Source organism: Kitasatospora sp. NPDC048239, from assembly GCF_043202015.1.
Taxonomy (GTDB): domain Bacteria; phylum Actinomycetota; class Actinomycetes; order Streptomycetales; family Streptomycetaceae; genus Kitasatospora.
This window is the reverse complement of the sequence record NZ_JBICZP010000025.1, coordinates 44,334-66,399: the sequence shown is the minus strand read 5'-3', so window position 1 is coordinate 66,399 and position 22,066 is coordinate 44,334. Positions and strand designations below refer to the sequence as shown.

Annotated in this window: 21 protein-coding genes; 15 read left to right on the top strand and 6 right to left on the bottom strand. The window is 71.2% G+C overall.

The window, feature by feature from the left end:
- Window positions 1-136 precede the first annotated feature (136 nt).
- The 8 genes from mshD (at window position 137) to pstB (ending at window position 9,754) form a co-directional block, all read left to right on the top strand.
- Window positions 137-1,141 carry a mycothiol synthase gene (gene mshD / locus ACGFZP_RS37450; protein WP_392941391.1) on the top strand — a complete coding sequence of 335 codons (1,005 nt, stop codon included), beginning with the start codon at window positions 137-139 and terminating at the stop codon, window positions 1,139-1,141.
- A gap of 279 nt (window positions 1,142-1,420) precedes the next feature.
- On the top strand, window positions 1,421-3,598 hold the full coding sequence (locus ACGFZP_RS37445) for an RNA degradosome polyphosphate kinase (RefSeq protein ID WP_392941395.1): 2,178 nt from the start codon (window positions 1,421-1,423) through the stop codon (window positions 3,596-3,598).
- A 118-nt stretch (window positions 3,599-3,716) separates the two neighbouring features.
- Window positions 3,717-4,802 (top strand): CHAD domain-containing protein, encoded by a 1,086-nt coding sequence (locus ACGFZP_RS37440; RefSeq protein ID WP_392941389.1) that lies wholly within the window; start codon window positions 3,717-3,719, stop codon window positions 4,800-4,802.
- Window positions 4,799-5,335: an NUDIX hydrolase gene (locus ACGFZP_RS37435; RefSeq protein ID WP_392941388.1), complete on the top strand. Its 537-nt coding sequence runs from the start codon at window positions 4,799-4,801 to the stop codon at window positions 5,333-5,335. Before ACGFZP_RS37440 ends, ACGFZP_RS37435 begins: the two co-directional genes overlap by 4 nt.
- 233 nt (window positions 5,336-5,568) lie before the next feature.
- Window positions 5,569-6,702, top strand: coding sequence for a phosphate ABC transporter substrate-binding protein PstS (gene pstS, locus ACGFZP_RS37430; RefSeq protein ID WP_392941386.1), 1,134 nt, complete (start codon window positions 5,569-5,571; stop codon window positions 6,700-6,702).
- Between the two features lie 152 nt (window positions 6,703-6,854).
- Entirely contained in the window at window positions 6,855-7,835 is a 981-nt protein-coding gene (pstC, locus tag ACGFZP_RS37425; RefSeq protein ID WP_392941385.1) for a phosphate ABC transporter permease subunit PstC, read from the top strand.
- Window positions 7,832-8,908, top strand: a complete 1,077-nt coding sequence (gene pstA, locus ACGFZP_RS37420) for a phosphate ABC transporter permease PstA (RefSeq protein WP_392941383.1) — start codon at window positions 7,832-7,834, stop codon at window positions 8,906-8,908. Before pstC ends, pstA begins: the two co-directional genes overlap by 4 nt.
- A gap of 69 nt (window positions 8,909-8,977) precedes the next feature.
- Window positions 8,978-9,754 (top strand): phosphate ABC transporter ATP-binding protein PstB, encoded by a 777-nt coding sequence (pstB, locus tag ACGFZP_RS37415; RefSeq protein ID WP_392941381.1) that lies wholly within the window; start codon window positions 8,978-8,980, stop codon window positions 9,752-9,754.
- A gap of 111 nt (window positions 9,755-9,865) precedes the next feature.
- On the opposite strand, the gene ACGFZP_RS37410 is transcribed toward pstB, so the two are convergent.
- The gene (locus tag ACGFZP_RS37410) at window positions 9,866-10,861 is read right to left on the bottom strand and encodes an anion permease (protein WP_392941379.1); all 996 of its coding nucleotides are present in this window, start codon (window positions 10,859-10,861) and stop codon (window positions 9,866-9,868) included.
- Between the two features lie 5 nt (window positions 10,862-10,866).
- Window positions 10,867-11,487 (bottom strand): DUF47 domain-containing protein, encoded by a 621-nt coding sequence (locus ACGFZP_RS37405; RefSeq protein WP_387942489.1) that lies wholly within the window; start codon window positions 11,485-11,487, stop codon window positions 10,867-10,869.
- Window positions 11,488-11,792: 305 nt separating this feature from the next.
- Between ACGFZP_RS37405 and ACGFZP_RS37400 the strand changes: the two genes are divergently transcribed.
- A complete protein-coding gene (locus ACGFZP_RS37400; RefSeq protein ID WP_392941377.1) occupies window positions 11,793-12,200 on the top strand; it encodes a metal-sensitive transcriptional regulator in 408 nt (135 codons plus the stop codon).
- A gap of 23 nt (window positions 12,201-12,223) precedes the next feature.
- Here the strand turns inward: ACGFZP_RS37400 and ACGFZP_RS37395 are convergent, their stop codons facing one another.
- Together ACGFZP_RS37395 and ACGFZP_RS37390 are read right to left on the bottom strand one after the other, a co-directional pair.
- Entirely contained in the window at window positions 12,224-12,463 is a 240-nt protein-coding gene (locus ACGFZP_RS37395) for a hypothetical protein (RefSeq protein ID WP_392941375.1), read from the bottom strand.
- A 217-nt stretch (window positions 12,464-12,680) separates the two neighbouring features.
- A complete protein-coding gene (locus ACGFZP_RS37390; protein WP_392941373.1) occupies window positions 12,681-13,580 on the bottom strand; it encodes a hypothetical protein in 900 nt (299 codons plus the stop codon).
- A 162-nt stretch (window positions 13,581-13,742) separates the two neighbouring features.
- On the opposite strand from ACGFZP_RS37390, the gene ACGFZP_RS37385 reads away from it, so the two are divergent.
- Entirely contained in the window at window positions 13,743-13,934 is a 192-nt protein-coding gene (locus ACGFZP_RS37385) for a hypothetical protein (RefSeq protein WP_392941371.1), read from the top strand.
- Between the two features lie 42 nt (window positions 13,935-13,976).
- Here ACGFZP_RS37385 and ACGFZP_RS37380 read toward each other — a convergent pair whose 3' ends face one another.
- Both ACGFZP_RS37380 and ACGFZP_RS37375 read right to left on the bottom strand, forming a co-directional pair.
- On the bottom strand, window positions 13,977-14,684 hold the full coding sequence (locus ACGFZP_RS37380) for a phosphatase PAP2 family protein (RefSeq protein ID WP_392941370.1): 708 nt from the start codon (window positions 14,682-14,684) through the stop codon (window positions 13,977-13,979).
- Window positions 14,685-14,868: 184 nt separating this feature from the next.
- The gene (locus tag ACGFZP_RS37375; protein ID WP_392941368.1) at window positions 14,869-16,032 is read right to left on the bottom strand and encodes an NlpC/P60 family protein; all 1,164 of its coding nucleotides are present in this window, start codon (window positions 16,030-16,032) and stop codon (window positions 14,869-14,871) included.
- A 248-nt stretch (window positions 16,033-16,280) separates the two neighbouring features.
- Between ACGFZP_RS37375 and ACGFZP_RS37370 the strand changes: the two genes are divergently transcribed.
- The 5 genes from ACGFZP_RS37370 (at window position 16,281) to ACGFZP_RS37350 (ending at window position 21,902) form a co-directional block, all read left to right on the top strand.
- Complete coding sequence (locus ACGFZP_RS37370; protein ID WP_387942475.1) at window positions 16,281-16,631, top strand: hypothetical protein; 351 nt, start codon at window positions 16,281-16,283, stop codon at window positions 16,629-16,631.
- A 157-nt stretch (window positions 16,632-16,788) separates the two neighbouring features.
- Window positions 16,789-17,610 (top strand): hypothetical protein, encoded by an 822-nt coding sequence (locus ACGFZP_RS37365; RefSeq protein WP_392941366.1) that lies wholly within the window; start codon window positions 16,789-16,791, stop codon window positions 17,608-17,610.
- The gene (locus tag ACGFZP_RS37360; protein ID WP_392941364.1) at window positions 17,600-18,895 is read left to right on the top strand and encodes a hypothetical protein; all 1,296 of its coding nucleotides are present in this window, start codon (window positions 17,600-17,602) and stop codon (window positions 18,893-18,895) included. Before ACGFZP_RS37365 ends, ACGFZP_RS37360 begins: the two co-directional genes overlap by 11 nt.
- 7 nt (window positions 18,896-18,902) lie before the next feature.
- On the top strand, window positions 18,903-20,477 hold the full coding sequence (locus tag ACGFZP_RS37355) for an SCO6880 family protein (protein WP_392941362.1): 1,575 nt from the start codon (window positions 18,903-18,905) through the stop codon (window positions 20,475-20,477).
- A 75-nt stretch (window positions 20,478-20,552) separates the two neighbouring features.
- A complete protein-coding gene (locus ACGFZP_RS37350) occupies window positions 20,553-21,902 on the top strand; it encodes an ATP-binding protein (protein WP_387942467.1) in 1,350 nt (449 codons plus the stop codon).
- Window positions 21,903-22,066: the final 164 nt, after the last annotated feature.

Sequence of the window (22,066 nt, the reverse complement as noted above, 5' to 3'; positions counted from 1 at the left end):
CCTGTGGGAGAGTAGGACGCCGCCGAACAATCATTCCAGAGAAGCCCTGACCGGTCACCGGTCAGGGCTTCTCTGCATTTCCGGACGCTGATTTCAGGTAGGCGAATCGACCGGCTCGTTGACGTATCGTCAGGGCATGGACGATCAGGACGCTCAGCAGGAACGGGTCTACAAGGGAACGCCGGCGACCGAGGAGGGCTCGGTCGTTGCCCACGGGGCCCTGCGGCCCGAGTGGCGCGACGCGGCACTGCGCGTCCTGGCGGACGCCCAGGCGGTGGACGGCCGGGAGGCGGTCTCCGAGCAGGGGCGGCTCCGGCTGCGGTCCTCCGATACGGCCCGGCCGGGAGTGGTCCACTTCGTCCAGGGCACGGGCACGCTCGGTTACGGGCAGCTGGAGGTGCCGCAGGGCGGCGGGGGCAACCCGTCGGCCGAGCTGGTGGTGGCACCGGACTCCCGCGGGCGCGGCCTCGGCCGGCCCCTGGTGGACGCGGTGCTCGCCGAGGCCCACGCCGCCGGCGGCGAGCACGTCGACTTCTGGGTACACGGTGGCCACCCGGCGGCCCGCCACCTGGCCCAGTCGTACGGGGCCGAGCTGGTCCGCGAGCTGCGGCAGATGCGCCGCACCGGCCCGCAGACCGAGGCCGTCCCGGTGCCGGACGGGATCGAGCTCCGCACCTTCCGCCCGGGTGCGGACAACGCCGAATGGCTGCGGCTGAACGCGCTCGCCTTCGCGCACCACCCGGAGCAGGGCTCCTGGACCGGGCAGGACCTCGCCGACCGGCTCGCCGAGCCCTGGTTCGACCCGGCAGGCTTCTTCCTCGCCACCCGGGACGGCAGGGCGGTGGGCTTCCACTGGACCAAGGTGCACCCGGCGACCACCACCGAGCCGGCCCTCGGCGAGGTCTACGTGGTCGGGGTCGACCCGGCGGAGCAGGGCAGCGGCCTCGGCCGGGCGCTGACCGCGGCCGGTCTGCGGCACCTCACCGGGACCGGCGCGGGCGAGCGCGGGCTGGAGACCGTACTTCTCTACGTGGATGCCGACAACCCGGCCGCTGTGCGGGTATATGAACGACTGGGGTTCGCCATTCACGAGGTGGACCTGATGTACCGCGTTCAGTACCGCGCGGACCGGGCGGCCTAGCGGAGCGGCGGCGCCGGGGCAACCGCAGTGGGCGGACTCCTCCGGCCCCGACCGATTCAGCTTTCCTCCTGGCCATGCGGTGTTTACCGTGGATTCAATTGCTGCCGCGAAGATCACAGGATGAAGTCCGTAGTGTCTCGCTCGTGCAGCGCTGACCGACACCTGCCGGCCGGTCCTGTGCAGACCGCGCCGGGTGGCTGGGCGCTGGCGCTGGGCGAGGACGACGGCCCGCAGAGCCCATCGCGTCCGGACGCCGTCCTGCTGGAGGAGCTGGAGCCCATGAGCATCCCTCGCCCTGTCTCTGCCCCGCTGTCCCCGCCGGCCCGGATGTCCAGTGCGCTGGGTATACCGCCGGAGCTGCCGGCCGCGGACGAGCAGGATTTCGACGAACTGCCGCAAGGCCGCTTCCTGGACCGCGAGCGCAGTTGGCTCGCCTTCAACGAACGCGTCCTGGAGCTGGCCGAGGACCCGGGGATCCCGCTGCTGGAGCGGACCAAGTTCCTCGCGATCTTCGCCAGCAACCTGGACGAGTTCTTCATGGTCCGGGTGGCCGGCCTCAAGCGCCGGATCGCCACCGGCGTCGCCCAGCGCAGCGCGTCCGGCCTCCAGCCGCGCGAGGTGCTGGACCTGATCTGGACCCGCTCGCGCGAGCTGATGGCGCGGCACGCCGCCGCCTTCCAGCAGGAGGTGCTCCCGGACCTCGCGACGGAGGGCATCGAGCTGGTCCGCTGGCCGGAGCTGGCCGAGAAGGAGCAGGCCCGGCTGCACACGCTCTTCCGGCAGAAGATCTTCCCGGTGCTCACCCCGCTGGCGGTGGACCCGGCGCACCCCTTCCCGTACATATCGGGGCTCTCCCTCAACCTCGCGGTGGTCGTGCGCAACCCGGTGTCCGGGCACAAGCACTTCGCCCGGGTGAAGGTGCCGCAGTCCCTCGCCCGCTTCCTGGAGGCGTCGCCGCAGCGGTACGTCCCGCTGGAGGACGTGATGGGGGCGCACCTGGAGGAGCTGTTCCCCGGGATGGAGGTGCTCGCGCACCACGCCTTCCGGGTGACCCGCAACGAGGACCTCGAGGTCGAGGAGGACGACACCGAGAACATCCTCAAGGCCCTGGAGAAGGAGCTGATGCGGCGGCGCTTCGGCCCGCCGGTGCGGCTGGAGGTCGAGGAGTCGATCGACCCCTACATCCTGGACCTGCTGGTGCGGGAGCTGAACATCACCGAGGCGGAGGTCTTCCCGCTGCCCGGCCCGCTCGACCTGACCGGCCTTTTCGGCATCGCCGACCTGGACCGCCCCGAGCTGAAGTACCCGAAGTTCGTGGCGGGCACGGCCCGCGGGCTGACCGACGTGGAGTCGGCCTCGCAGCCGGACATCTTCGCCGCGATGCGCGAGCGGGACGTACTGCTGCACCACCCGTACGACAGCTTCTCCACCTCGGTGCAGGCCTTCCTGGAGCAGGCCGCGGGCGATCCGGACGTGCTGGCGATCAAGCAGACGCTGTACCGGACCTCCGGTGACTCGCCGATCGTCGACGCGCTGATCGACGCCGCCGAGTCCGGCAAGCAGGTCCTCGTCCTGGTCGAGATCAAGGCGCGCTTCGACGAGCAGGCCAACATCAAGTGGGCCCGCAAGCTGGAGGAGTCCGGCTGCCACGTGGTCTACGGCCTGGTCGGGCTGAAGACGCACTGCAAGCTGTCGCTGGTGGTGCGCCAGGAGGGTGACACCCTGCGCCGCTACTCGCACGTGGGGACGGGCAACTACCACCCGAAGACCGCCCGGCTGTACGAGGACATCGGCCTGCTGACCTCGGACCCGCAGGTCGGCGCGGACCTCTCGGACCTGTTCAACCGGCTGTCCGGCTACTCGCGCCGCGAGTCCTACCGGCGGCTGCTGACCGCGCCGCGCGGCCTGCGGGACGGGCTGATCTCCCGGATCCACAACGAGATCGTCCACCACCGGGCCGGCCGTCCGGCCTACGTGAAGCTGAAGGTCAACTCGATCGTCGACGAGGCCGTGATCGACGCGCTGTACCGGGCCTCGCAGGCCGGTGTGCCGGTGGACGTCTGGGTGCGCGGGATCTGCGCGATCCGCCCGGGCGTGCCGGGGCTGAGCGAGAACATCCGGGTGCGCAGCATCCTGGGCCGCTTCCTGGAGCACTCGCGGATCTTCGTGTTCGGCAACAACGGCGATCCCGAGGTGTGGATCGGCAGCGCCGACATGATGCACCGCAACCTGGACCGCCGGATCGAGGCGCTGCTGCGGATCACCGACCCCGCGCACCGGGCCGAGCTGTCCGGGCTGATCGACCTCGGGGTGTCGGACGAGACGGAGTCCTGGCACCTCGGGGCGGACGGCACCTGGACCAGGCGCGCGCAGGACACCGAAGGGAAGCGGCTGCGGCACGTCCAGGACCTGTTGATCGACTCGCGCCAGCGCCGTCGGGCCTCAGCCGCCCGCTGACCGCGACGCGCCGACCACGATTCACTGACGCGAGCCGCTGAGCGGTCGGGGGACCCGCTCCAGCGGTCGGCCACCAGCCCCGGGGGACGGCCCCGGGGGAACGGGGATCTATCCAGTCATGACCGATGCGCCGATGACGGCCCAGGTGGCGTCCACCGCGACCGCCGGGGACATCCTCTCCAGCCATCTCACCGCCCAGGCCGGTGCGTTCCTGCGCGCCCTGCCGCTGGCGGTGGGCGAGGTCGGCGCAAGACCGGGGACGGTCGCCGTCCCGTCCGCGGGGACGGCCGACCTGCTGCGGACGGTACGGCGGGTCGGCGGGCTGCTGCACACCTTCGGCGCGTCGTTCGACCCGCTGTGGGCGCAGGAGTCGCGGACCGAGCTGCGCTGGCTGCTCAACCTGCTGGCGCTGGAGCCGGGGTACGTCCGGCGCTCGGCCCGGCTGCTGGGTGCGCTGGACTCGCTGACCGGCTCCGAGGCGGACGGCCCGGGGATGCTCGCCGGGCACGCCGGGGCGCCGAAGGCGCGGGCCCTGCTGGACCGCCAGCTCACCCTGGCCCGGACCAGGGCGCACTCGACGGTGCTGCAGGAGCTGCGGTCGGCCCGGCTGCACGCGCTGGCGGACCGGATGACCCTGCTGGTCGGCGACGCGCCGCTGCTGGACTCGGCGGGCGGGTCGGCCGGCGCGGTGCTGCTGCCGCAGGCCGCCACCGCGTTCACGACGCTGTCGGCGGGCGCCCAGCAGCTCCCGCTGCACCGGGCGGCGAGGGCGTACGGCGGGGACGGGCTGCGCCGACTGGGGGCGGTGCCCTCGGCCCGCGGGGCGGTGGACGCGGACGCGGCGCTGGCGGCGGACGACGCGCCGTGGCACCGGATGCGGATCCTGGTGAAGCGGGCCCGGTACGCGCTGGAGGTGTGCGGGGGGACGGCCCCCGAGCTGGACGAGCTGGACGGGGTGCTGGGCCGGCACCAGGAGGCGGCGGACGCCGCGGTCACGGCGGCCACGGCGGCGCGCACGCCGAGGATCACCCCGGCGACCGCGTACGTGCTCGGGGTGGTGCATGCTGATCAGCGACTGGAGGTCGAGGCGGCGAGGTACGCCTTCGGCCGCCGGTGGCCCGAGCTCCCGCCCGGCCTGGACGGCTGGGTGGAGGTACCCCCGGCCGAGGGATGGGGGCAGGCCCCCGCACCCCGGATGGCATGAACGACGGATGGCATGACGTGCGCAACCGCCTGAGCACCGAGCAGGGCGAAGGTCAGACGACGAGCGGGGCGGGTGCCGGGCGGCTGCCGGTGGTCCTGGCCGCGGGTGCGGTGCTGTGGCTGCCGGGCCGGCCGAAGAAGAGCGGTCGGCTGGGGCGGCCGCGGATCGCGGTGATCCACCGGCCCAAGTACGACGACTGGAGCCTGCCGAAGGGCAAGCTCGACCCGGGCGAGGGCGTGGTCGAGGCGGCGCTGCGCGAGGTCCGGGAGGAGACCGGCTTCGGCTGTGTGCTGGGCCCGGAGCTGCCGACCCAGCACTATCTGGCGCAGGGGCGGCCCAAGGAGGTCAGGTACTGGGCGGCGGTGCCGTCCGGTGGCGCGTTCCGTCCCAACCGTGAGGTGGACCGGTTGGAGTGGCTGCCGGCCGGGAAGGCGAGGGCCCGGCTGACCCATCACCGGGACCGCGTGCTGGTCGACGCGCTGCTTGAGCTGCTGGGCGCCCGGCCGGTGACCGGCCCGGTGAAGGAACGGTAGAAGTGATCTCGTCGCGTTCTTGCCGTGACGCAACCGTTACTACCTGGCGTAGTTTCCTGCCATCCGTTCGAGGTTCACTCTCCGTTCACTTCTGACCGGCTGACGTGTCACTTACCCGGCCTAACTTCGGGGTTACCGGAGGGCCGAACGGGCCCCGGACCACAGCAAAACCCGCGCTCCGCCGTGTTCGCACGGCCCGCGTGCCGGGCAATGCCACAGAAAGGGACACCCCTGTGAAGCTCCAGCGGAACGGCCGCTCCAAGGCCCTCGCCATCGGTGCCATGGCGCTCGTCAGCTCGCTGTCGCTCGCCGCCTGCGGTTCGGACGAGAACAACAACAACACCGCCGGCAGCGGCTCCAGCGGGTCCGCCCCGGCGGCCATCAACTGTGGCAGCAAGCCCACCGCCCTGCTCTCCGCGGGCTCCACCGCGCAGGGCACCGCGATCGACGTCCTGAAGACCAACTTCAGCGCGGCCTGCAAGGAGGCCTCGGTCAACTACGGTGGCGGCGGCTCGGGCGCGGGTGTCCAGCAGTTCAACCAGGGCAAGATCCAGTTCGCCGGTTCCGACTCGGCGCTGAAGCCGGCCGAGGTCGAGGACAGCAAGAAGGTCTGCACCGGCGGCCAGGGCATCAACCTGCCGCTCGTCGCGGGCCTCGTCTCGATCGTCTACAACGTGGACAACGTCGACAACCTGGTCCTGGACGGCCCGACCATCGCCAAGATCTTCGACTCGCAGATCACCAAGTGGAACGACCCGGCGATCGCCGCGCTGAACCCGGGCGCCAAGCTCCCGGACGCCGACATCCAGGCCGTCCACCGCACGGACGACTCGGGCACCACCGAGAACCTGACCAAGTACTTCGCCAAGGTCTCCGGCGGCGCCTGGAGCTACGCGCCCGCCAAGGCCTGGGCCGGCAAGGGCGGCCAGGGCGCCAACGGCTCCGCCGGTGTCGCGGCCCAGGTGAAGCAGGTCAAGAACTCGATCAGCTACGCCGAGCTGTCCTACGCCCAGACCAACAACCTGAAGAGCGCCGCGATCAACACCGGCGCCTCCAAGCCGGTCGAGGCCACCGCCGCCAACGCCGCCACCACCTTCGCCAAGGCGAAGATCGCCGGCACCGGCAGCGACCTGGCGCTGACCCTCGACTACGCGACCAAGGACGAGGGCTCCTACCCGCTGGTCCTGGTCACCTACGAGATCGTCTGCGACAAGGGCAACAAGGCCGACACCCTCGACACGCTGAAGGCCTTCCTGGCCTACGGCATCAGCGACGCCGGCCAGAAGGCGATCGGCGAGAAGGGCTACGTGCCGCTCCCCAAGGAGCTGACCGACAAGGTCAACGCCGTCATCCCGACGCTCGCCTGATCCAGTAGCACCCCTCCCCGGTGAGGGCGGCCCCGTGAACGAGGGGGGCCGGGGCCGCCCCCACCGGGAAGCACGTCCGAAGTAGCACGTCCGGGGCACCGCCGCCAGGGTGCCGCCCCCTCGGGGCAGCACCACCAGACCGGAGTAGACCAATGACTTCATCCTCCCCTGCCGCCCCGCGAGGCAGGGAACGCCGCAAGCGCGACAGCCGGGTCGGCGACAAGATCTTCATGAATGCCGCGCGAGGCTCGGGCATCCTGCTGCTGGTCATCATGGCCGCCATCGCAGGGTTCCTGACCTGGCGGTCGGGCATCGCCCTCGGCAAGAACGAGGGCAACTTCCTCACCACCTTCGAGTGGACGCCGGACGCCCCGAAGCCGGTCTTCGGCATCGCCGTCCTCGCGTTCGGCACCATCGTCAGCGCGGTCATCGCGATGGCGATCGCCGTGCCGGTGGCCATCGGGATCGCGCTGTTCATCTCGCACTACGCGCCGCGCCGGATCGCCCAGCCGTTCGCCTACCTGGTGGACCTGCTGGCGGCCGTTCCCAGCATCATCTACGGCCTCTGGGGCGCGCTCTTCCTGGTGCCGCACCTGTACGGGCTGACCAGCTGGCTGGACACGTACCTCGGCTGGACGTACATCTTCGACCAGTCCAGGACCGGCGCCGCGCCGCGCACCCTGTTCACCGTCGGCATCCTGCTGGCCATCATGATCCTGCCGATCATCACCGCGGTGAGCCGCGAGGTCTTCCGGCAGGTGCCGCGGATGCACGAGGAGGCGGCGCTCGCGCTCGGCGCGACCCGCTGGGAGATGATCCGCACCGCGGTGCTGCCGTTCGGCCGCCCGGGCATCATCTCGGCCTCGATGCTCGGCCTCGGCCGCGCGCTCGGCGAGACCATCGCGGTCGCGGTGGTGCTCTCCTCCAACAACGTCCTCTCGCTGCACCTGCTCGACGCGGGCGGCGGCACCTTCGCGCAGAACATCGCGCTGAAGTTCAACGAGGCCCAGCCCTTCGGCCGGGACGCGCTGATGGCCTCCGGCCTCGTCCTGTTCGTGATCACCCTGTTGGTGAACGGCGCCGCGCGGCTGATCGTCGCCCGCCGCAAGGAGTACTCGGGGGCCAACGCATGAGCGCCGCGACCACGTCCGTTCCGGCGGACGCCCGACCGATCGGCCGCCCGCTGACCGCGAACCGGCTGCCCAAGTGGGCCCCGGCCGCCGTCGCCGCCGGCTCGATCGCCCTCGGCTGCGCGATCGGCGCGGTCGGCGGCCTGGAGAGCCACCTGCAGTGGGGCCTGATCTCCGCGCTGCTGTTCCTGGCGATCGGCTACGGGCTCGCCGCCCGGGTCGAGGGCCGCCGCCAGGCCAAGGACCGGTTCGCCACCTCGGTGGTCTGGGTCGCCTTCATCCTGGCCGTGATCCCGCTGGTCGCGCTGACGGTCTACACCGTCCAGCAGGGCGCCGGGGTGGTGGACGGCAACTTCCTCTCCCACTCCATGAAGGGCGTTCTCCAGGCGGGCCCCGGCGGTGGTATCTACCACGCGCTGCTCGGCACCCTGCAGCAGGTCCTGCTGGCCACCGCGATGGCCGCCCCGATCGGTCTGCTGACCGCCGTTTACCTGGTGGAGTACGGCCGCGGCCGGCTCGCCAAGGCGGTCACCTTCTTCGTCGACGTCATGACGGGTGTCCCGTCGATCGTCGCCGGTCTGTTCGTCCTCTCGCTGTGGAACATCGCCCTCGGCTTCAACTACTCCGGCTTCTCGGGCTCCCTCGCCCTGGCGATCCTGATGATGCCGGTGGTGGTCCGCTCCACCGAGGAGATGCTGAAGCTGGTCCCCAACGAGCTGCGCGAGGCGTCGTACGCGCTCGGTGTGCCGAAGTGGAAGACCATCCTGCGGATCGTCCTTCCCACCGCGATCGGCGGCATCACCACCGGTCTGATGCTGGCCGTCGCCCGCGTCACGGGCGAGACCGCCCCGGTGCTGATGCTGGTGTTCGGTGCCGACTACATCAACAGCAACCCGTTCGACGGGCCGCAGCAGTCGCTGCCGATGTACATCTGGCAGCAGTACGCCATCGTGAACAACGACTACGGCTACGCCCGTGCCTGGGGCGCCGCACTGGTGCTGATCGGCTTCGTGATGGGGCTCAACCTCATCGCCCGCGGCATCGCGCGCTGGCGCTCGCCCAAGGGCGGACACTGAACCTCCGACTGACGTACGACCAGAATTCATCAGCGGCCCCCGGCCGCGGGCGAGAGAAGACGAAAGATCATGGCCAAGCGCATCGACGTCAGCGGACTGTCCGCCTTCTACGGCTCCACCAAGGCCATCGAGGACATCTCGATGAGCATCGAACCCCGCTCGGTGACGGCCTTCATCGGCCCCTCCGGCTGCGGTAAGTCCACCTTCCTGCGGACCCTCAACCGGATGCACGAGGTGATCCCCAACGCCCGCGTCGAGGGCAAGGTCCTCCTGGACGACGAGAACCTCTACGGCGCCTCGGTCGACCCGGTCGCCGTCCGCCGCTCGGTCGGGATGGTCTTCCAGCGCCCGAACCCGTTCCCGACCATGTCGATCTACGACAACGTGGTCGCCGGGCTGAAGCTCGCGGGTGTCCGCAAGAAGTCCGTCCTGGACGACGTGGTGGAGAAGTCCCTCAAGGGCGCCAACCTCTGGAAGGAGGTCAAGGACCGGCTGAACAAGCCCGGTGCCGGCCTCTCCGGTGGTCAGCAGCAGCGCCTCTGCATCGCCCGCGCCATCGCGGTCGAGCCGCAGGTCCTGCTGATGGACGAGCCCTGCTCGGCCCTCGACCCGATCTCCACCCTGGCCATCGAGGACCTGATCGGCGAGCTGAAGTCCCAGTTCACCATCGTCATCGTGACCCACAACATGCAGCAGGCGGCCCGCGTCAGCGACCGTACCGCCTTCTTCAACCTGGCCGGCGTCGGTCAGCCGGGCAAGCTGGTCGAGCTGGACGACACCCAGCGGATCTTCTCCAACCCGTCGGTGCAGGCCACCGAGGACTACATCTCCGGCCGCTTCGGCTAAACCGGAGTCCGCGAGCTGCTTCGCGGTGCTGCATGGCGGTGCCGCCGCGGAGTATGAGAAGGGCCCGCCCCCGAGATGTGGGGGCGGGCCCTTTCCTCTGCCGTCGCGGGGTCAGCCCCAGAACAGGTGGACGAACCAGTACATCAGCGCGGCGACGACGGCCGCCGCCGGCATGGTGATGAACCAGCCGAGCACGATGTTCTTCGCCACGCCCCAGCGGACCGCGCGGATCCGCTTGGTGGCGCCGACACCCATGATCGCGGAGGTGATCACGTGGGTGGTGGAGATCGGCGCCTTGAAGACGAACGAGGTGATGTACATGACCGTCGAGGCGGTGGCCTCGGCGGCGAAGCCCTGCGGCGGGTCCAGCTCGATGATCTTGCGGCCGAGGGTCCGCATGATCCGCCAGCCGCCCGCGTAGGTGCCCAGCGAGAGCATCGTGGCGCAGGAGATCTTCACCCAGACCGGGATGTCGCTGGTGGTCTGGTGGCCCGAGATGGTGAGGGCCATCACCACGATGCCCATGGTCTTCTGGGCGTCCTGCAGACCGTGCGCGAGGGCCATGGCGGCGGCCGACGCGGTCTGGGCGACCCGGAAGTTGCGCTTGGCGCGGTGCGGGTTGGCCCTCCGGAAGATCCAGAGGATCGCCAGCATGACCGCGAAGCCGCCGAACAGGCCGACGATCGGCGAGACGATCATCGGGATGATGATCTTGTCGACGACGCCGCTCCAGATCACCTCGGTGCCGCCGGCCAGGGCCGCACCCACCATGCCGCCGAACAGCGCGTGCGAGGAGGAGGACGGCAGGCCGAAGTACCAGGTGACCAGGTTCCAGGTGATCGCGCCGACCAGGGCCGCGAACAGGATCGCCATGCCCTGGTTGCCGACCGGGGTCGCGATGATGCCGCTGGAGACGGTGTGCGCCACCCCGCTGCCGAGGAATGCGCCGGCCAGGTTCATCACCGCGGCCATCGCGAGCGCGGCCTTCGGCGTCAGCGCCCGGGTGGAGACCGAGGTGGCGATGGCGTTCGCCGAGTCGTGGAAGCCGTTGGTGTAGGTGAAGAAGAACGCCACGCCGAGGACGGCGATGAGTGCTGCCATGTCCACGGGGGTCAGGACTCCTTGACGGCGATGGTCTCCACCGTGTTGGCGACGTGCTCGAACGCGTCCGCCGCCTCCTCAAGGACGTCCACGACCTGCTTGAGCTTGAGCACCTCGATCGCGTCGTACTGGCCGGAGAACAGGTGGGCGAGCAGCTTCCGGTGGATCTGGTCGGCCTGGTTCTCCAGCCGGTTGACCTCGATCCAGTACTCGGTCAGGTTCGACATGGTGCGCAGGTTGGGCATCGCCTCGGCGGTGAGCTCGGCGGCCCGGGCGAGCACCTCGATCTGCTGCTCGATGCCCTTGGGGAGGGTCTGGATGTCGTAGAGGACGACCAGGTCGACGGCCTCCTCCATGAAGTCCATGATGTCGTCCAGCGACGAGGCGAGGTTGTAGATGTCCTCGCGGTCGAAGGGCGTGATGAAGGAGGAGTTCAGCTGGTGGAACACCGCATGGGTGGTGTCGTCCCCGGCGTGCTCGGCGGCGCGCATGCGCTCGACGATCTCCGCGCGGGCCGACACGTCTGATCCCAGCAGTTCCAGCAGGAGCTTCGATCCGACGACGAGGTTCTCCGCGGCTGCGGAGAACATGTCGTAGAAGCTCGTCTCCTTCGGGGTCAGGCTAAAACGCACGGAAATCTCCGATGTGCGGGGTAGGGACTGAACGATGCTAGGTGCAACCAAGCGCAATTGTGCAAACGGGGTGGTGGCGGAGGAGCCGGAGGCTCCCCTTCCGTTTGGTCGACGCACCAGCGGGCCCGGCCCGCACACCCATGTGCGGACATGAGCCCCCAGTCTGACGGAACCTCGCCGGATTGCGCCCGTCCGGAGCGCCGAAGACCGGGTGGCCGCCCGTACGGGGGAACACCACAGGGGGCCCTTGTGTTGGACACTGGAGGCCGACGCAGCCACCAAGGCACTCAGACGAAGGCGGGCCGATGACCACGACGCAAGCGCGCACCGAGCCGGACCACGCGCCCGGGAACGAGCCGCACGCCGACCCCGCCGCCGAGGCCGCTGCCGGGGATGCCGCCGGGGCGGACGCCCAGCACGGCGGTCACGGGCCGCACGGGTACAGCGCGCAGAAGGACGCCCACCTCAAGCGGCTGCGCCGGATCGAGGGCCAGATCCGGGGTCTGCAGCGGATGGTCGACGAGGACGTCTACTGCATCGACGTGCTCACCCAGGTCTCGGCCGGCACCAAGGCGCTGCAGTCCTTCGCGCTCTCGCTGCTGGAGGAGCACCTGCGGCACTGCGTCGCGGCGGCCGCCGAGCAGGGCGGGGCGGAGCTGGACGCCAAGGTGGCGGAGGCCACCGCCGCGATCGGCCGGTTGCTGCGCAGCTGACCGCCTGCCGCCGCGGGGGGCCTTCAGGCCCTGTCCGGCCGATCCTGCCGGGCCCGCCCCGAGGCCTCGCTCCGGGCCTGCCCGAGTGGCGGCCCGGCGGCCGAGCCGCCGTCGGGCCGGTCCAGCAGCACCTCGTCGATCCGTTCGGTCGGCAGCCGCTCGCCGGCGCTGGCCGTCGCGGCGATCATCAGCTCGCCGGCCAGGTCGATCTCGTCGAGGGCCGCGTCGTCGTGGCCGCCGCTGCGGCCATCCGTGGACGACACCACCTGCACCACCCCTTCAGCGCCCTGCCAGCCCGGGCGGCAGCCACCCGACGTCCAGCCTAGGCACTCCGGAGCCCGCCCACATGGCACGGACGGGTCATCTCGGCGCCGCCGAAACGGGTGGGCCGCGACCGTCGGACGTCCCACCCGGACCGGCGGCGCCCCTCGTCGGACCTGCTCCCGGCCGCTCCCGGGCCCGCTCCGGTCTGCTGCCGGTCTACTTCGGGCTCTCCGTGGGCTTCATCGCGTAGATGTCCGAGGCGGGCGGCTCGGCCGCCTCGACCGGCTTGCCGAAGTCCGTCAGCGAGGTGGTCGACGTCACCTTCACCTGGTCCTTCGCCTCCTTGGACCCGGCGACCCCGGCGAAGGTGAACACCTCGACCACCTTGTGCAGCCGCCCCTGCTCGTCCAGCCAGGCGTCGTACGGGACGTCCCGGACGGTGAAGGTCTGGCCGGCCATCCGCAGGCCGTCGCCGCCCCGGCCGCCGGTGGCATCGGCCGCCTTGGCGAGGTCCAGGGTGCCCCGGTAGTGCTTGAGCGCCACCCCGTTGACCGTCTCGGTGCCGACCAGGTCCGCCTTCTGCGCCCCCCGCAGCGCGCCCGCGGCGGAGGCCGGGTCGGTGGCGCCGCTGCTGACCAGGTTGCCGTCGGGCAGCTGGCGCACGTCCAGCTTGACCCACTTGCCCTCGGGTACCTTGGCGCCGCTGTTCTGCAGGTAGACGGTGCCGGGAAGGACCACCTCGACGATCTTCCCGGTGGTGGCCGCGCCGGGCGGCACCTGCACCTCCAGGCGGCCGATCCGCTTCACGTAGTCGTAGCCGCCGGTGCCGCTGAAGACGGCCTTCTTCTCGGCGGACTCGGTGACCAGCTCGGTGGCGGAGTGCGCGGAGCCCGTCCGACCGGTGATGTCGGGGGCGTTGCGGACGGCCGTGACCGGGTCGGCGGACAGCTGGTCGGGGACGGCCGCCTGCCGGTCGGCGGAGCCGCCGCCGGTGGCCGCGCCCGAGCAGCCGGCCAGGGCGGCCAGTGCGGCGGCGAGCAGGGCGGCCCCGGCCGCCGAGCGCAGGTGCGGCAGCGGGCGGCGCGATCGCCGCCCGTCGCGCTGCTGGTCGGTCATCTTCATCCTCGCGACAACCCCCTCGGGCCCGACTGCCCCGCCACCACCACCCCGGTGGGCAGAGCTCTTTCCGGGCAAACGAGTTGAGCCGTGAAGGGTTACGCGGAACCGGCGCGCGCAGGGCGTCGCGCGCCGGGTGCCAGGCGCGTTACGGTGAAGCACGTGCACAGTGAGCTGCCGGCTGCCCCCGGCACCGCCCCGATGCCCGAGCACCGCGTGGCGATCAGCGAGCGCGGTTCCTTCTGCTACGCGATCTGCAGCTGCGGCTGGTTCTCCCCGGCCCGGCGCTCCCGGGACCTGACGCGACGCGAGGCGGCCGACCACCTCGCCGAGAGCGGGCCGGCGACGAGGTAGCCCCGACAGCGGCACCCTGGGCGCCTCCCGGGCCGGGTGGGCCTATGCCGCGAGGTCCGACTCCGGCGGCTGGTCGTCGGCGCGGACGGTGCCGCCTTCGCCGCCGCGCCGGCGACGGCGCGGGCGCGGGCCGCCGGGGGCCCGGATCAGCGGCGCGGCGACGGTGCGGCTCAGCGCGTGGCAGAGCGGCACCAGGACGGCCATCGCGATCGGCGCCAGCAGCAGCACGACCGCCGTGGCGAGCGCGAAGCCGCCGACCACGTCGGTGGGGTAGTGGACGCCCATGTACATCCGGCAGAAACCCTGTAGCAGGGCGAGGCCGCCCGCGATCCAGCCCAGCCGGCGGTTCACCAGGAACAGCGCCACCGCGATGCCCATCGACATCGTCGAGTGGTCGCTGACGAAGGAGTGCGTGCCCTCCTTGCCCTCCACCAGCACGTCCAGGCCGGTGTGGTCGACGAAGGGGCGCGGGCGGTCCACTATGGCGGCGATCGGCAGGTTGGCCAGCTCGGCGATCGCGACCGAGAGCGGCGCCCAGAGCAGTCCGGCGACCGCCACCGGGGCGTCCGGGCGGCGTCTGGCCTGCAGCCAGCCGACCAGGCCCAGCAGGGCCAGGCCGATCAGGATGCCGTACTCGCCGATCCAGGAGACCAGGTGGTCCAGCCACTCCGGGGCGTGCCTGGCCAGGCCGTTGACCGCGTAGAGCAGTCCGAGGTCGGGGTTGGTCGTGTCGGCAAGCGGCGTCGACACGCCGTACCTCCTTCTGGTCCGTTGCACCTGGTCGTTCCGGCCGGGGTCCGCCCGGCTCGGAAAGCTGACGCGGGGCCATCGGACACAACGTCATAACAGGGGTGCAGCGTTCCACGGAAACGCGCGGTTATCGAAACTTGACTGAGCGTCCACAGCGCGCTCACACCCGGCGCCCCGGGGAGGCTCAACTCTTTGCGGGCGTTTGACCTGGACCTGTCGGAGTGGCCCGGGCCAGGGCGGGAGCGGTCGGCGCCGGGGGCGCGGCCGCCGCGGCGGCCGGGGCCGCGGTGGGCGAGGCCGGGGCGTCCGGCGCGGTCGGGCCGCCCTTGCCGGTGATGGTGCCGTCCGCGTTGCGCACCGGCAGCGCCGCCGCGCCGTCCGAGGTGACCCGGGTGGCGCCGATGTACTCCTTGGTGTCGATCTTGTCGTAGCGGATCACGGCACCGGTGTGCGGCGCGTTGATCATGTATCCGCCGCCGACGTAGATGCCGACGTGGTGGATGCTGCGCGGGTCGCTCAGGTCCGTCGCGAAGAACACCAGGTCGCCCGGGTGCAGCTGGTCGCGCGAGGGGTGCGGGCCGGCGTACCACTGGTCGTTGGCGACCCGGGGGAGGACGATGCCCACGCTGGCGTACGCGGCCTGGGTGAGCCCCGAGCAGTCGAACCGCCCGCCCTGCGAGGGCAGGCCCTCGCCGCCCCACAGGTACGGGGAGCCGAGCTTGGTCTGGGCGAAGTAGATCGCGGCCGCCGACTGCTGGGAGACCTCCACCGGCGCGGTCGGCGCGGCGAAGCTCGTGGTCAGCGCCTTGATGTTCTTCACATAGCCCTGGGTCTCCTTGTACGGCGGCACCCCGTCGTACTTCTCCACCGCGTACGGGCCCGCGTTGTAGGCGGCCAGCACGTTGGCCTGGCGGTCGCCCGGCACCTTGGAGACGTCGCGGGCGAGTGCGCAGTCGTAGGTCGCCGCCGAGGCGATCGCGTCGACCGGGTCCCAGATGTCCTTCTTGCCGTCATTGTTGCCGTCCGTACCGAACGTTGCCCAGGTGCCCGGCATGAACTGCGCCATTCCCTGTGCTCCGACGGGGGATCGGGCGCCCGGGTCGAAACCGCTTTCCTGGTAGAGCTGGGCCGCGAGCATCGGCGGCGAGATGTCCGGGCAGAGCGCGCCCCATTGCCGGATCGGCTCCTGGTAGGCGGCCGGGACCGTGCCCGGGGAGAGCTCGGCGCGATTGGCGGACTGCTGCGGCGTACCGCTCGCCGCATACGTCCCGACGGTCACCAGACCGAGGAACCCGATCGCGACAACTCCCGCAGCGGAGGCGGCCGTACCGGCCTTCCGGAGTACCATCAGCACCATCCCGACGAGTCGTCAGTCGAAGTGTCCCGGAAGGCGTTGCTCACCGCAATCATCAGAGATACAAAGAGTGAGCGCTATCCTTCGTACGGTGGACATCCTGGCCTACGTGTCCGATGCCTCACGACCAATCCGCGAGAAGCAGCCAAGTCGACATCAGATCTGGCCAAGAATAGGTACCGGCCCTTCGCGCGGGCGGGGTCCGGGCTCTTGAATTTGCCTGATCGGGCGGTGAGATGGAAATGAACCTGAGCAGCGTGGACAGCATCGCGATCGGCCACCTGGCCGAAGACCCTCCAAAGAAACCGAATATCGACACCATCATCGGCGGGATCGCCCCGGACTGGGGTCCCTTCGCCAGCCTCGGGTCGGAGGCCCGGGTGATGGTGGAGGTCGTCATGGCCGTGGCCATCCTGGGGTGCCTCGGCATCGCGGTCTGGGGCGCGGCCAAGCAGCGGATCGGCGCCACCGCGATGCGTGACAGCTTCGGCGCCGAACAGGGCAAGGGGCTGATCATCGCCGGGCTGACCGGCGTGTTCATCATTGGATCACTTGGCACTCTGTTCACCATTGTCTACGGCATGGCCATCTGACGATCGGACAGCAGGCGGGACGTCCGCCTGCGGTCCGGCCGCCGGGACCGGCCGGAGTCCCGCCAGGAGTCCACCCACAACCCCTCCCTCCGCGCCCGCCCACGGGCGGAGGGGCCCCTGGAGCCGCCAACCGGCTCCCTGCACCAGGAGGGCCGCCGTGCCGTTGTCCGACGACCAGCCGCACACCCGTACGCGGTTGCCGGTCGGCGAACAGCCCTCGTCCCAGATGAGTACGCGTCAGGCGCGGCCGATGCGGACGCTGCTGACGGTCCTGGTGGTCGTCACCCTGCTGGTCGTGGCGATCTCCATCGCCAACCGGGGCAAGGCCGACCCGGGCGGCGCCCCCCGCTCCGCCGACGGTGCGGGCGCCACCGCGACCGCCACCTCCGGGGCAGGCCCCGCGCCCAGCGGCGACCAGCCGGTGGGCACCACCACCAACGGCGTGGCCGGCGGCTTCCCGCACACCGACCAGGGGGCCCAGTCGGCGGCGGCCAACTACGCCGTCGCCATCGGCTCGGCCGAGATGTTCCGCACCGACAGCCGCCACACCATCGTCGCCACGGTCGCCGACCCGGGCGCGGTGGCGGGCCTGCAGAGCAGGCTGGACCAGGGGTTCGGCGGCGACACGGCGGCCCGCTACGGCCTCGACGCCCAGGGGCGGGCGCCCAAGGGGCTCACCTTCGTCAGCCGCACCGTCCCGGTGGGGACCAAGTCGGTCGGCTACAGCGACAGCGACGCCAAGGTCGAGGTCTGGTGCACCGGCCTCACCGGCCTGGCGGGCGAGCGCTCCGTCCAGCCGGTGGTGGAGAACTGGTACACCATCACGCTGACCCTCCACTGGACGGGGAGCGACTGGAAGCTCACCGACTTCGCAAGCCGGCAGGGCCCAGCCCCGATGCCCGCTGACCAGCAGGCCGCCACCGCCGAGGAGATCACCGGCGCCGTTCAGCAGTTCGGGGGGTTCCGCTATGCCCGTTGACCACTCATCGCGCCGTACCGGCCACACCGTCCGCAGGGCAGGGACGCTGGCGGGCGCCATGGCGGCCGCCCAGCTGGCCGCGCTGCTGACGGCGCAGCGGGTGTTCGCCGAGCCGTCTCCGACGGCCACCCCGTCCGCGACGCCAAGCGCCAACTGTCCTGACCTCCCGATCTCCGGTAACGGCATTCTCTGCGTCGACAAGCCGGGAGGCGGCGCCTCGCTGCCCGGGAGCGGCGCCGTCGGCAGCGTCACCGATCCGCTGGGTTCGCTGGCCAAGGGGTGTGCGCAGGCGGCGGCGTGGGTGGTGCGGAAGCTGTCGGGTGCCATCGACGGGACGACGCAGGTGGACTTCACCAATGCCTCGTTCCTGCAGCAGTACGCGGTGGTGTTCGCCGGTTCGACGATCATCACGCTGGTGCTCTGGCTGCTGGCGGTGACGAAGCGGGCGGTGCGCGGGGCGCCGTTGACGACGGCGATCTCGGAGGCGATCGGCTTCCTGTGGCTGACCGTGGTGGCGTCCGCGTTCACCCCGCTGATCCTGTACACCGTGGTGAGCGCGACGGACGGGCTGACCAAGGCGATCGCGGTGGGGACGAAGTCGGACACCGGCACGTACCTGGGCGGGTTCGCGGACACCCTGGAGAAGGGCGACATGGGCGGCGGGCCGCTCATCCTGATCATCGTGTCGCTGGTGGCCGTGCTGGCCGCGGCGGTGCTCTGGATCGAGCTGCTGATCCGGGCCGCGATGCTCTACGTGGGCGCCCTGCTGGGCACCGCCGTGTACGCGGGACTGGTGGACAAGCAGCTGTGGAAGCACGTGCGCCGCTGGGCGGGGGTGATGGTGGCGGTGGACCTGGCGAAGCCGATCATCGTGATCATCCTCGGGCTGGCCGGCGCGGTGGCGACCGGCGCCGGGGCCACCGACGACTTCGCCCGGGTGCTCTCGGGCCTGGCGATCCTCTTCCTGTCGATCTTCGCGAGCGCGGCCGTCTACCGCTTCGTGCCGGGCTTCGGCGACGAGATCATGAACATGCGCCATGCCCGGGCCAGCGCGGTCTCGGCCGGCTCGGCGATGATCAACGGCACCGCGAACCTGATGAAGCAGGGCATCAGCACCCACGGCGACCGCGGCCCGCAGGGCGGCGGGGGCAGCCCGGGTGCGGGCGGCGGCTCGGTCGCGCCCGGCATCGCCGCGCACGCCGCGCGGACCCCCGCCCCACCGAAGCAGGCCGCGCCCCCGGCGTCGGTTCCGATCCGCGACAGCAATCCAGCGAAGGGAGGGTGACGGGTAAGTGAGCAGCGAACCACTCGGCCAGTACGGCGCCCAGTACGCCCAGCCGTACGTGCACCAGCGCCGCACCTACCTGATCGGCAAGGCCCGCCCGAACGCGCCGATCGGCCGCAACCGGGAGTCCGGCGAGATCGTCCTGATCATCTTCGGGGCGTTCCTCGGCATGGTCTGGGGCCTGATGATGCCGATCCTGCCGCTGCGCATCGCCGGCCTGGTCGGTCTGCCCGCGCTGGCCATCGCGGCGGTCTACGTGCCCTACCGGCGCCGGACGTTCTACAAGTGGGCGGAGATCAACCGCACCTACCGCCGGACGGTCCGCAGCGGCCGGGCGGTGTGGAAGTCGGACGTGGTGGACGCCGGCACCCGGCTGGACGGCCGCGAGGTGGAGGTCGGCCCGCCGCCCGGGGTGGGGCGGCTGCGCTGGCTGGCGGCGCCGTTCGGGCCGGACGAGGTCGGGGTGCTGATGCACCTGGAGCGGCGCACGGTGACGGCCGCGATCGAGATCGAGGGTCCGGGCGTCGGCCTGCGGGACTCCGAGGACCAGGAGGCCCTGGTCGACCGGTTCGGCACGCTGCTGAAGCACGTCGCCAACGGGGACGGCTTCGTGACCCGGCTGCAGATCCTGGCCCGGACGCTGCCGGCCGACCCGGACGCGCACGCCAAGGACGTGGAGCGGCGCGGCGACCACGACGCGCCGCGCTGGCTGCAGGACTCGTACGACCAGCTGCAGTCGATGGTGTCGACGTCCTCGGAGCAGCACCGGGCGTACCTGGTCGCGTGTATGCACTACACCCGTGACCTGGCCGCCGAGGCGCACGCGATGGGCCGGACGGCGACCGGGCGGCGGGCCCGGGACGACGAGGGGCTGGCCGCGGTGATGGCCCGCGAGCTGACCGACATCTGCGCGCGCCTCGCCGAGGCGGACATCCGGGTGCGCCAGCCGCTCGGTCAGGCCCGGCTCTCCTCGCTGCTGCACTCGATGTACGACCCGGACCACCCGATCGACCACATCCAGGCGATGTCCCGGCGCAACGCCTGGCCGGCCGAGCTGGACGCGACCCACCCGCAGTACCTGGAGGCGAAGACCCGGGAGTCGGTGACCCGCGAGCCGTGGTGCCACGCCACCGCGTGGGTCAAGGAGTGGCCGCTGACCCCGGTGGGCGTCAACTTCCTGGCGCCGCTGCTGGTGCACACCCCGGACGTGATCCGGACGGTGGCCGTGACGATGGACCTGGAGCCGACCGACGTCGCGATCGAGCGGATGCTGACCGAGAAGACCAACGACGAGGCGGAGGCCAGCCGCGCGGCCAAGATGAACCGCACGGTCGACCCGCGCGACCTGGCCCACACCGGCCGGGTGGACCAGCGCGGTGACGACCTGGCGTCCGGCGCGGCCGGGGTCAACCTGGTCGGCTACATCACGGTCTCCTCGCGCAGCCCGGAGGCGCTGGCCCGGGACAAGCGGACCATCCGCGCCTCGGCCGGCAAGAGCTACCTCAAGCTGGAGTGGTGCGACCGCGAGCACCACCGGGCGTTCGTCAACACCCTGCCGTTCGCCACCGGCATCCGCCGCTGAGCCGTCCGGCCGCCGGTCCACCCCGCCGGCCCACCCGCTGATCCACCGCACCGCTGACACACCAGGAGGCCGCTCATGGCGCTCGGCAACCTCACCGACGCGTTCACCAGCCTGATGTTCGGCAAGGTGGAGACCACCCGCCTGCCGGTGCGCACCTCCACCGGCCAGGCACAGGCGGTCTATCTGCCCACCGCCGCGCCGGGGCTGGGCGACTCGGGTGTGATCATCGGCCGAGAGGTGTACAGCGGCAAGGGGTACGTCTACGACCCGTTCCAGCTGTACGGCCAGCAGCTGCCGGCCCCGCACTGGCTGGTGCTCGGGGAGTCCGGCAACGGCAAGTCGGCGCTGGAGAAGACGTACGTGCTGCGCCAGCTGAGGTTCCGCGACCGCCAGGTCGTGGTGCTGGACGCGCAGGGCGAGGACGGCGTCGGCGAGTGGAACCTGATCGCCAACGCGCTGGGCATAAAGTCGATCCGGCTCGACCCGATGGCCGCCCGGGACGGCGGGGTGAAGCTCAACCCGCTGGATCCGGCGATCACCCAGACCGGTCAGCTGTCGCTGCTGCGCACCATCATCGAGGTGGCGATGGGGCGCGGGCTGGAGGAGCGGGCCGGCTTCGCGCTGAAGGCCGCGCACGCCCACGTGGTGGCGACGGTGACCGACCGCCAGCCGGTGCTGGACGACATCATCGACACCCTGCGCAGCCCCGAGCTGTCCTCGCTGGAGTCGCTGGGCGTGGCGGTGGACGAGGTGCAGTCCTGGGGCCTGGACGTGGCGCTGGTGCTGGACCGGCTGGTCGACGGTGACCTGCGCGGCATGTTCGACGGGCCGACCACGGACGGCATCGACCTGGACGCGCCGCTGATCGTCTTCGACCTGTCGCACATCGACCGCAACTCGATCGCGATGCCGATCCTGATGGCGATCGTCGGCGTCTGGCTGGAGCACACCTGGATCAGGCCGGACCGGAAGAAGCGCATCTTCCTGGTCGAGGAGGCCTGGCACATCATCAACAGCCCGTTCGTGGCGCAGCTGTTCCAGCGGCTGCTGAAGTTCGGGCGCCGGCTCGGCCTCTCCTTCGTCGCGGTGGTCCACCACCTGTCCGACGTGGTGGACGGCGCGGCGGCCAAGGAGGCGTCGGCGATCCTGAAGATGGCCTCCACCCGGACGATCTACATGCAGAAGGCCGAGGAGGCGAGGGCCACCGGCCGGGTGCTGGGCCTGCCGCGCTGGGCGGTGGAGATCATCCCCACCCTGTCGCCGGGCATCGCGGTCTGGGACGTGAACGGCAACGTCCAGGTGGTGAAGCACATCATCACGGAGGCCGAGCGGCCGCTGGTGTACACCGACCGGGCGATGACGGAGGACGCGGTCGCCGAACGGGTGCGCGCCGAGCGGTACCTGGCGGCCGAGCCCGGGGTGTAGCGGCGATCGCGGTGGTCCTGGGCCTGGTCCTGGTGCGGCGTGGTGCGGTCTTCATGGTTCCCCGAGGTGCCCCGAACGGGTGGGCCTCCCGGTGGTTTCATCCTTGCAGATGTTTTGAACGCGTTCAACTTGCCGCATTGTCGAGAGATGGACGGATCGTCAGC

Coding starts and splice junctions, on each gene's coding strand:
- mshD (WP_392941391.1), top strand. CDS start 137: ATGGACGATCAGGACGCTCAGCAGGAACGGGTCTACAAGGGAACGCCG.
- ACGFZP_RS37445 (WP_392941395.1), top strand. CDS start 1,421: ATGAGCATCCCTCGCCCTGTCTCTGCCCCGCTGTCCCCGCCGGCCCGG.
- ACGFZP_RS37440 (WP_392941389.1), top strand. CDS start 3,717: ATGACCGATGCGCCGATGACGGCCCAGGTGGCGTCCACCGCGACCGCC.
- ACGFZP_RS37435 (WP_392941388.1), top strand. CDS start 4,799: ATGAACGACGGATGGCATGACGTGCGCAACCGCCTGAGCACCGAGCAG.
- pstC (WP_392941385.1), top strand. CDS start 6,855: ATGACTTCATCCTCCCCTGCCGCCCCGCGAGGCAGGGAACGCCGCAAG.
- pstA (WP_392941383.1), top strand. CDS start 7,832: ATGAGCGCCGCGACCACGTCCGTTCCGGCGGACGCCCGACCGATCGGC.
- pstB (WP_392941381.1), top strand. CDS start 8,978: ATGGCCAAGCGCATCGACGTCAGCGGACTGTCCGCCTTCTACGGCTCC.
- ACGFZP_RS37400 (WP_392941377.1), top strand. CDS start 11,793: ATGACCACGACGCAAGCGCGCACCGAGCCGGACCACGCGCCCGGGAAC.
- ACGFZP_RS37390 (WP_392941373.1), bottom strand. CDS start 13,580: ATGACCGACCAGCAGCGCGACGGGCGGCGATCGCGCCGCCCGCTGCCG.
- ACGFZP_RS37375 (WP_392941368.1), bottom strand. CDS start 16,032: ATGGTACTCCGGAAGGCCGGTACGGCCGCCTCCGCTGCGGGAGTTGTC.
- ACGFZP_RS37370 (WP_387942475.1), top strand. CDS start 16,281: ATGAACCTGAGCAGCGTGGACAGCATCGCGATCGGCCACCTGGCCGAA.
- ACGFZP_RS37360 (WP_392941364.1), top strand. CDS start 17,600: ATGCCCGTTGACCACTCATCGCGCCGTACCGGCCACACCGTCCGCAGG.
- ACGFZP_RS37350 (WP_387942467.1), top strand. CDS start 20,553: ATGGCGCTCGGCAACCTCACCGACGCGTTCACCAGCCTGATGTTCGGC.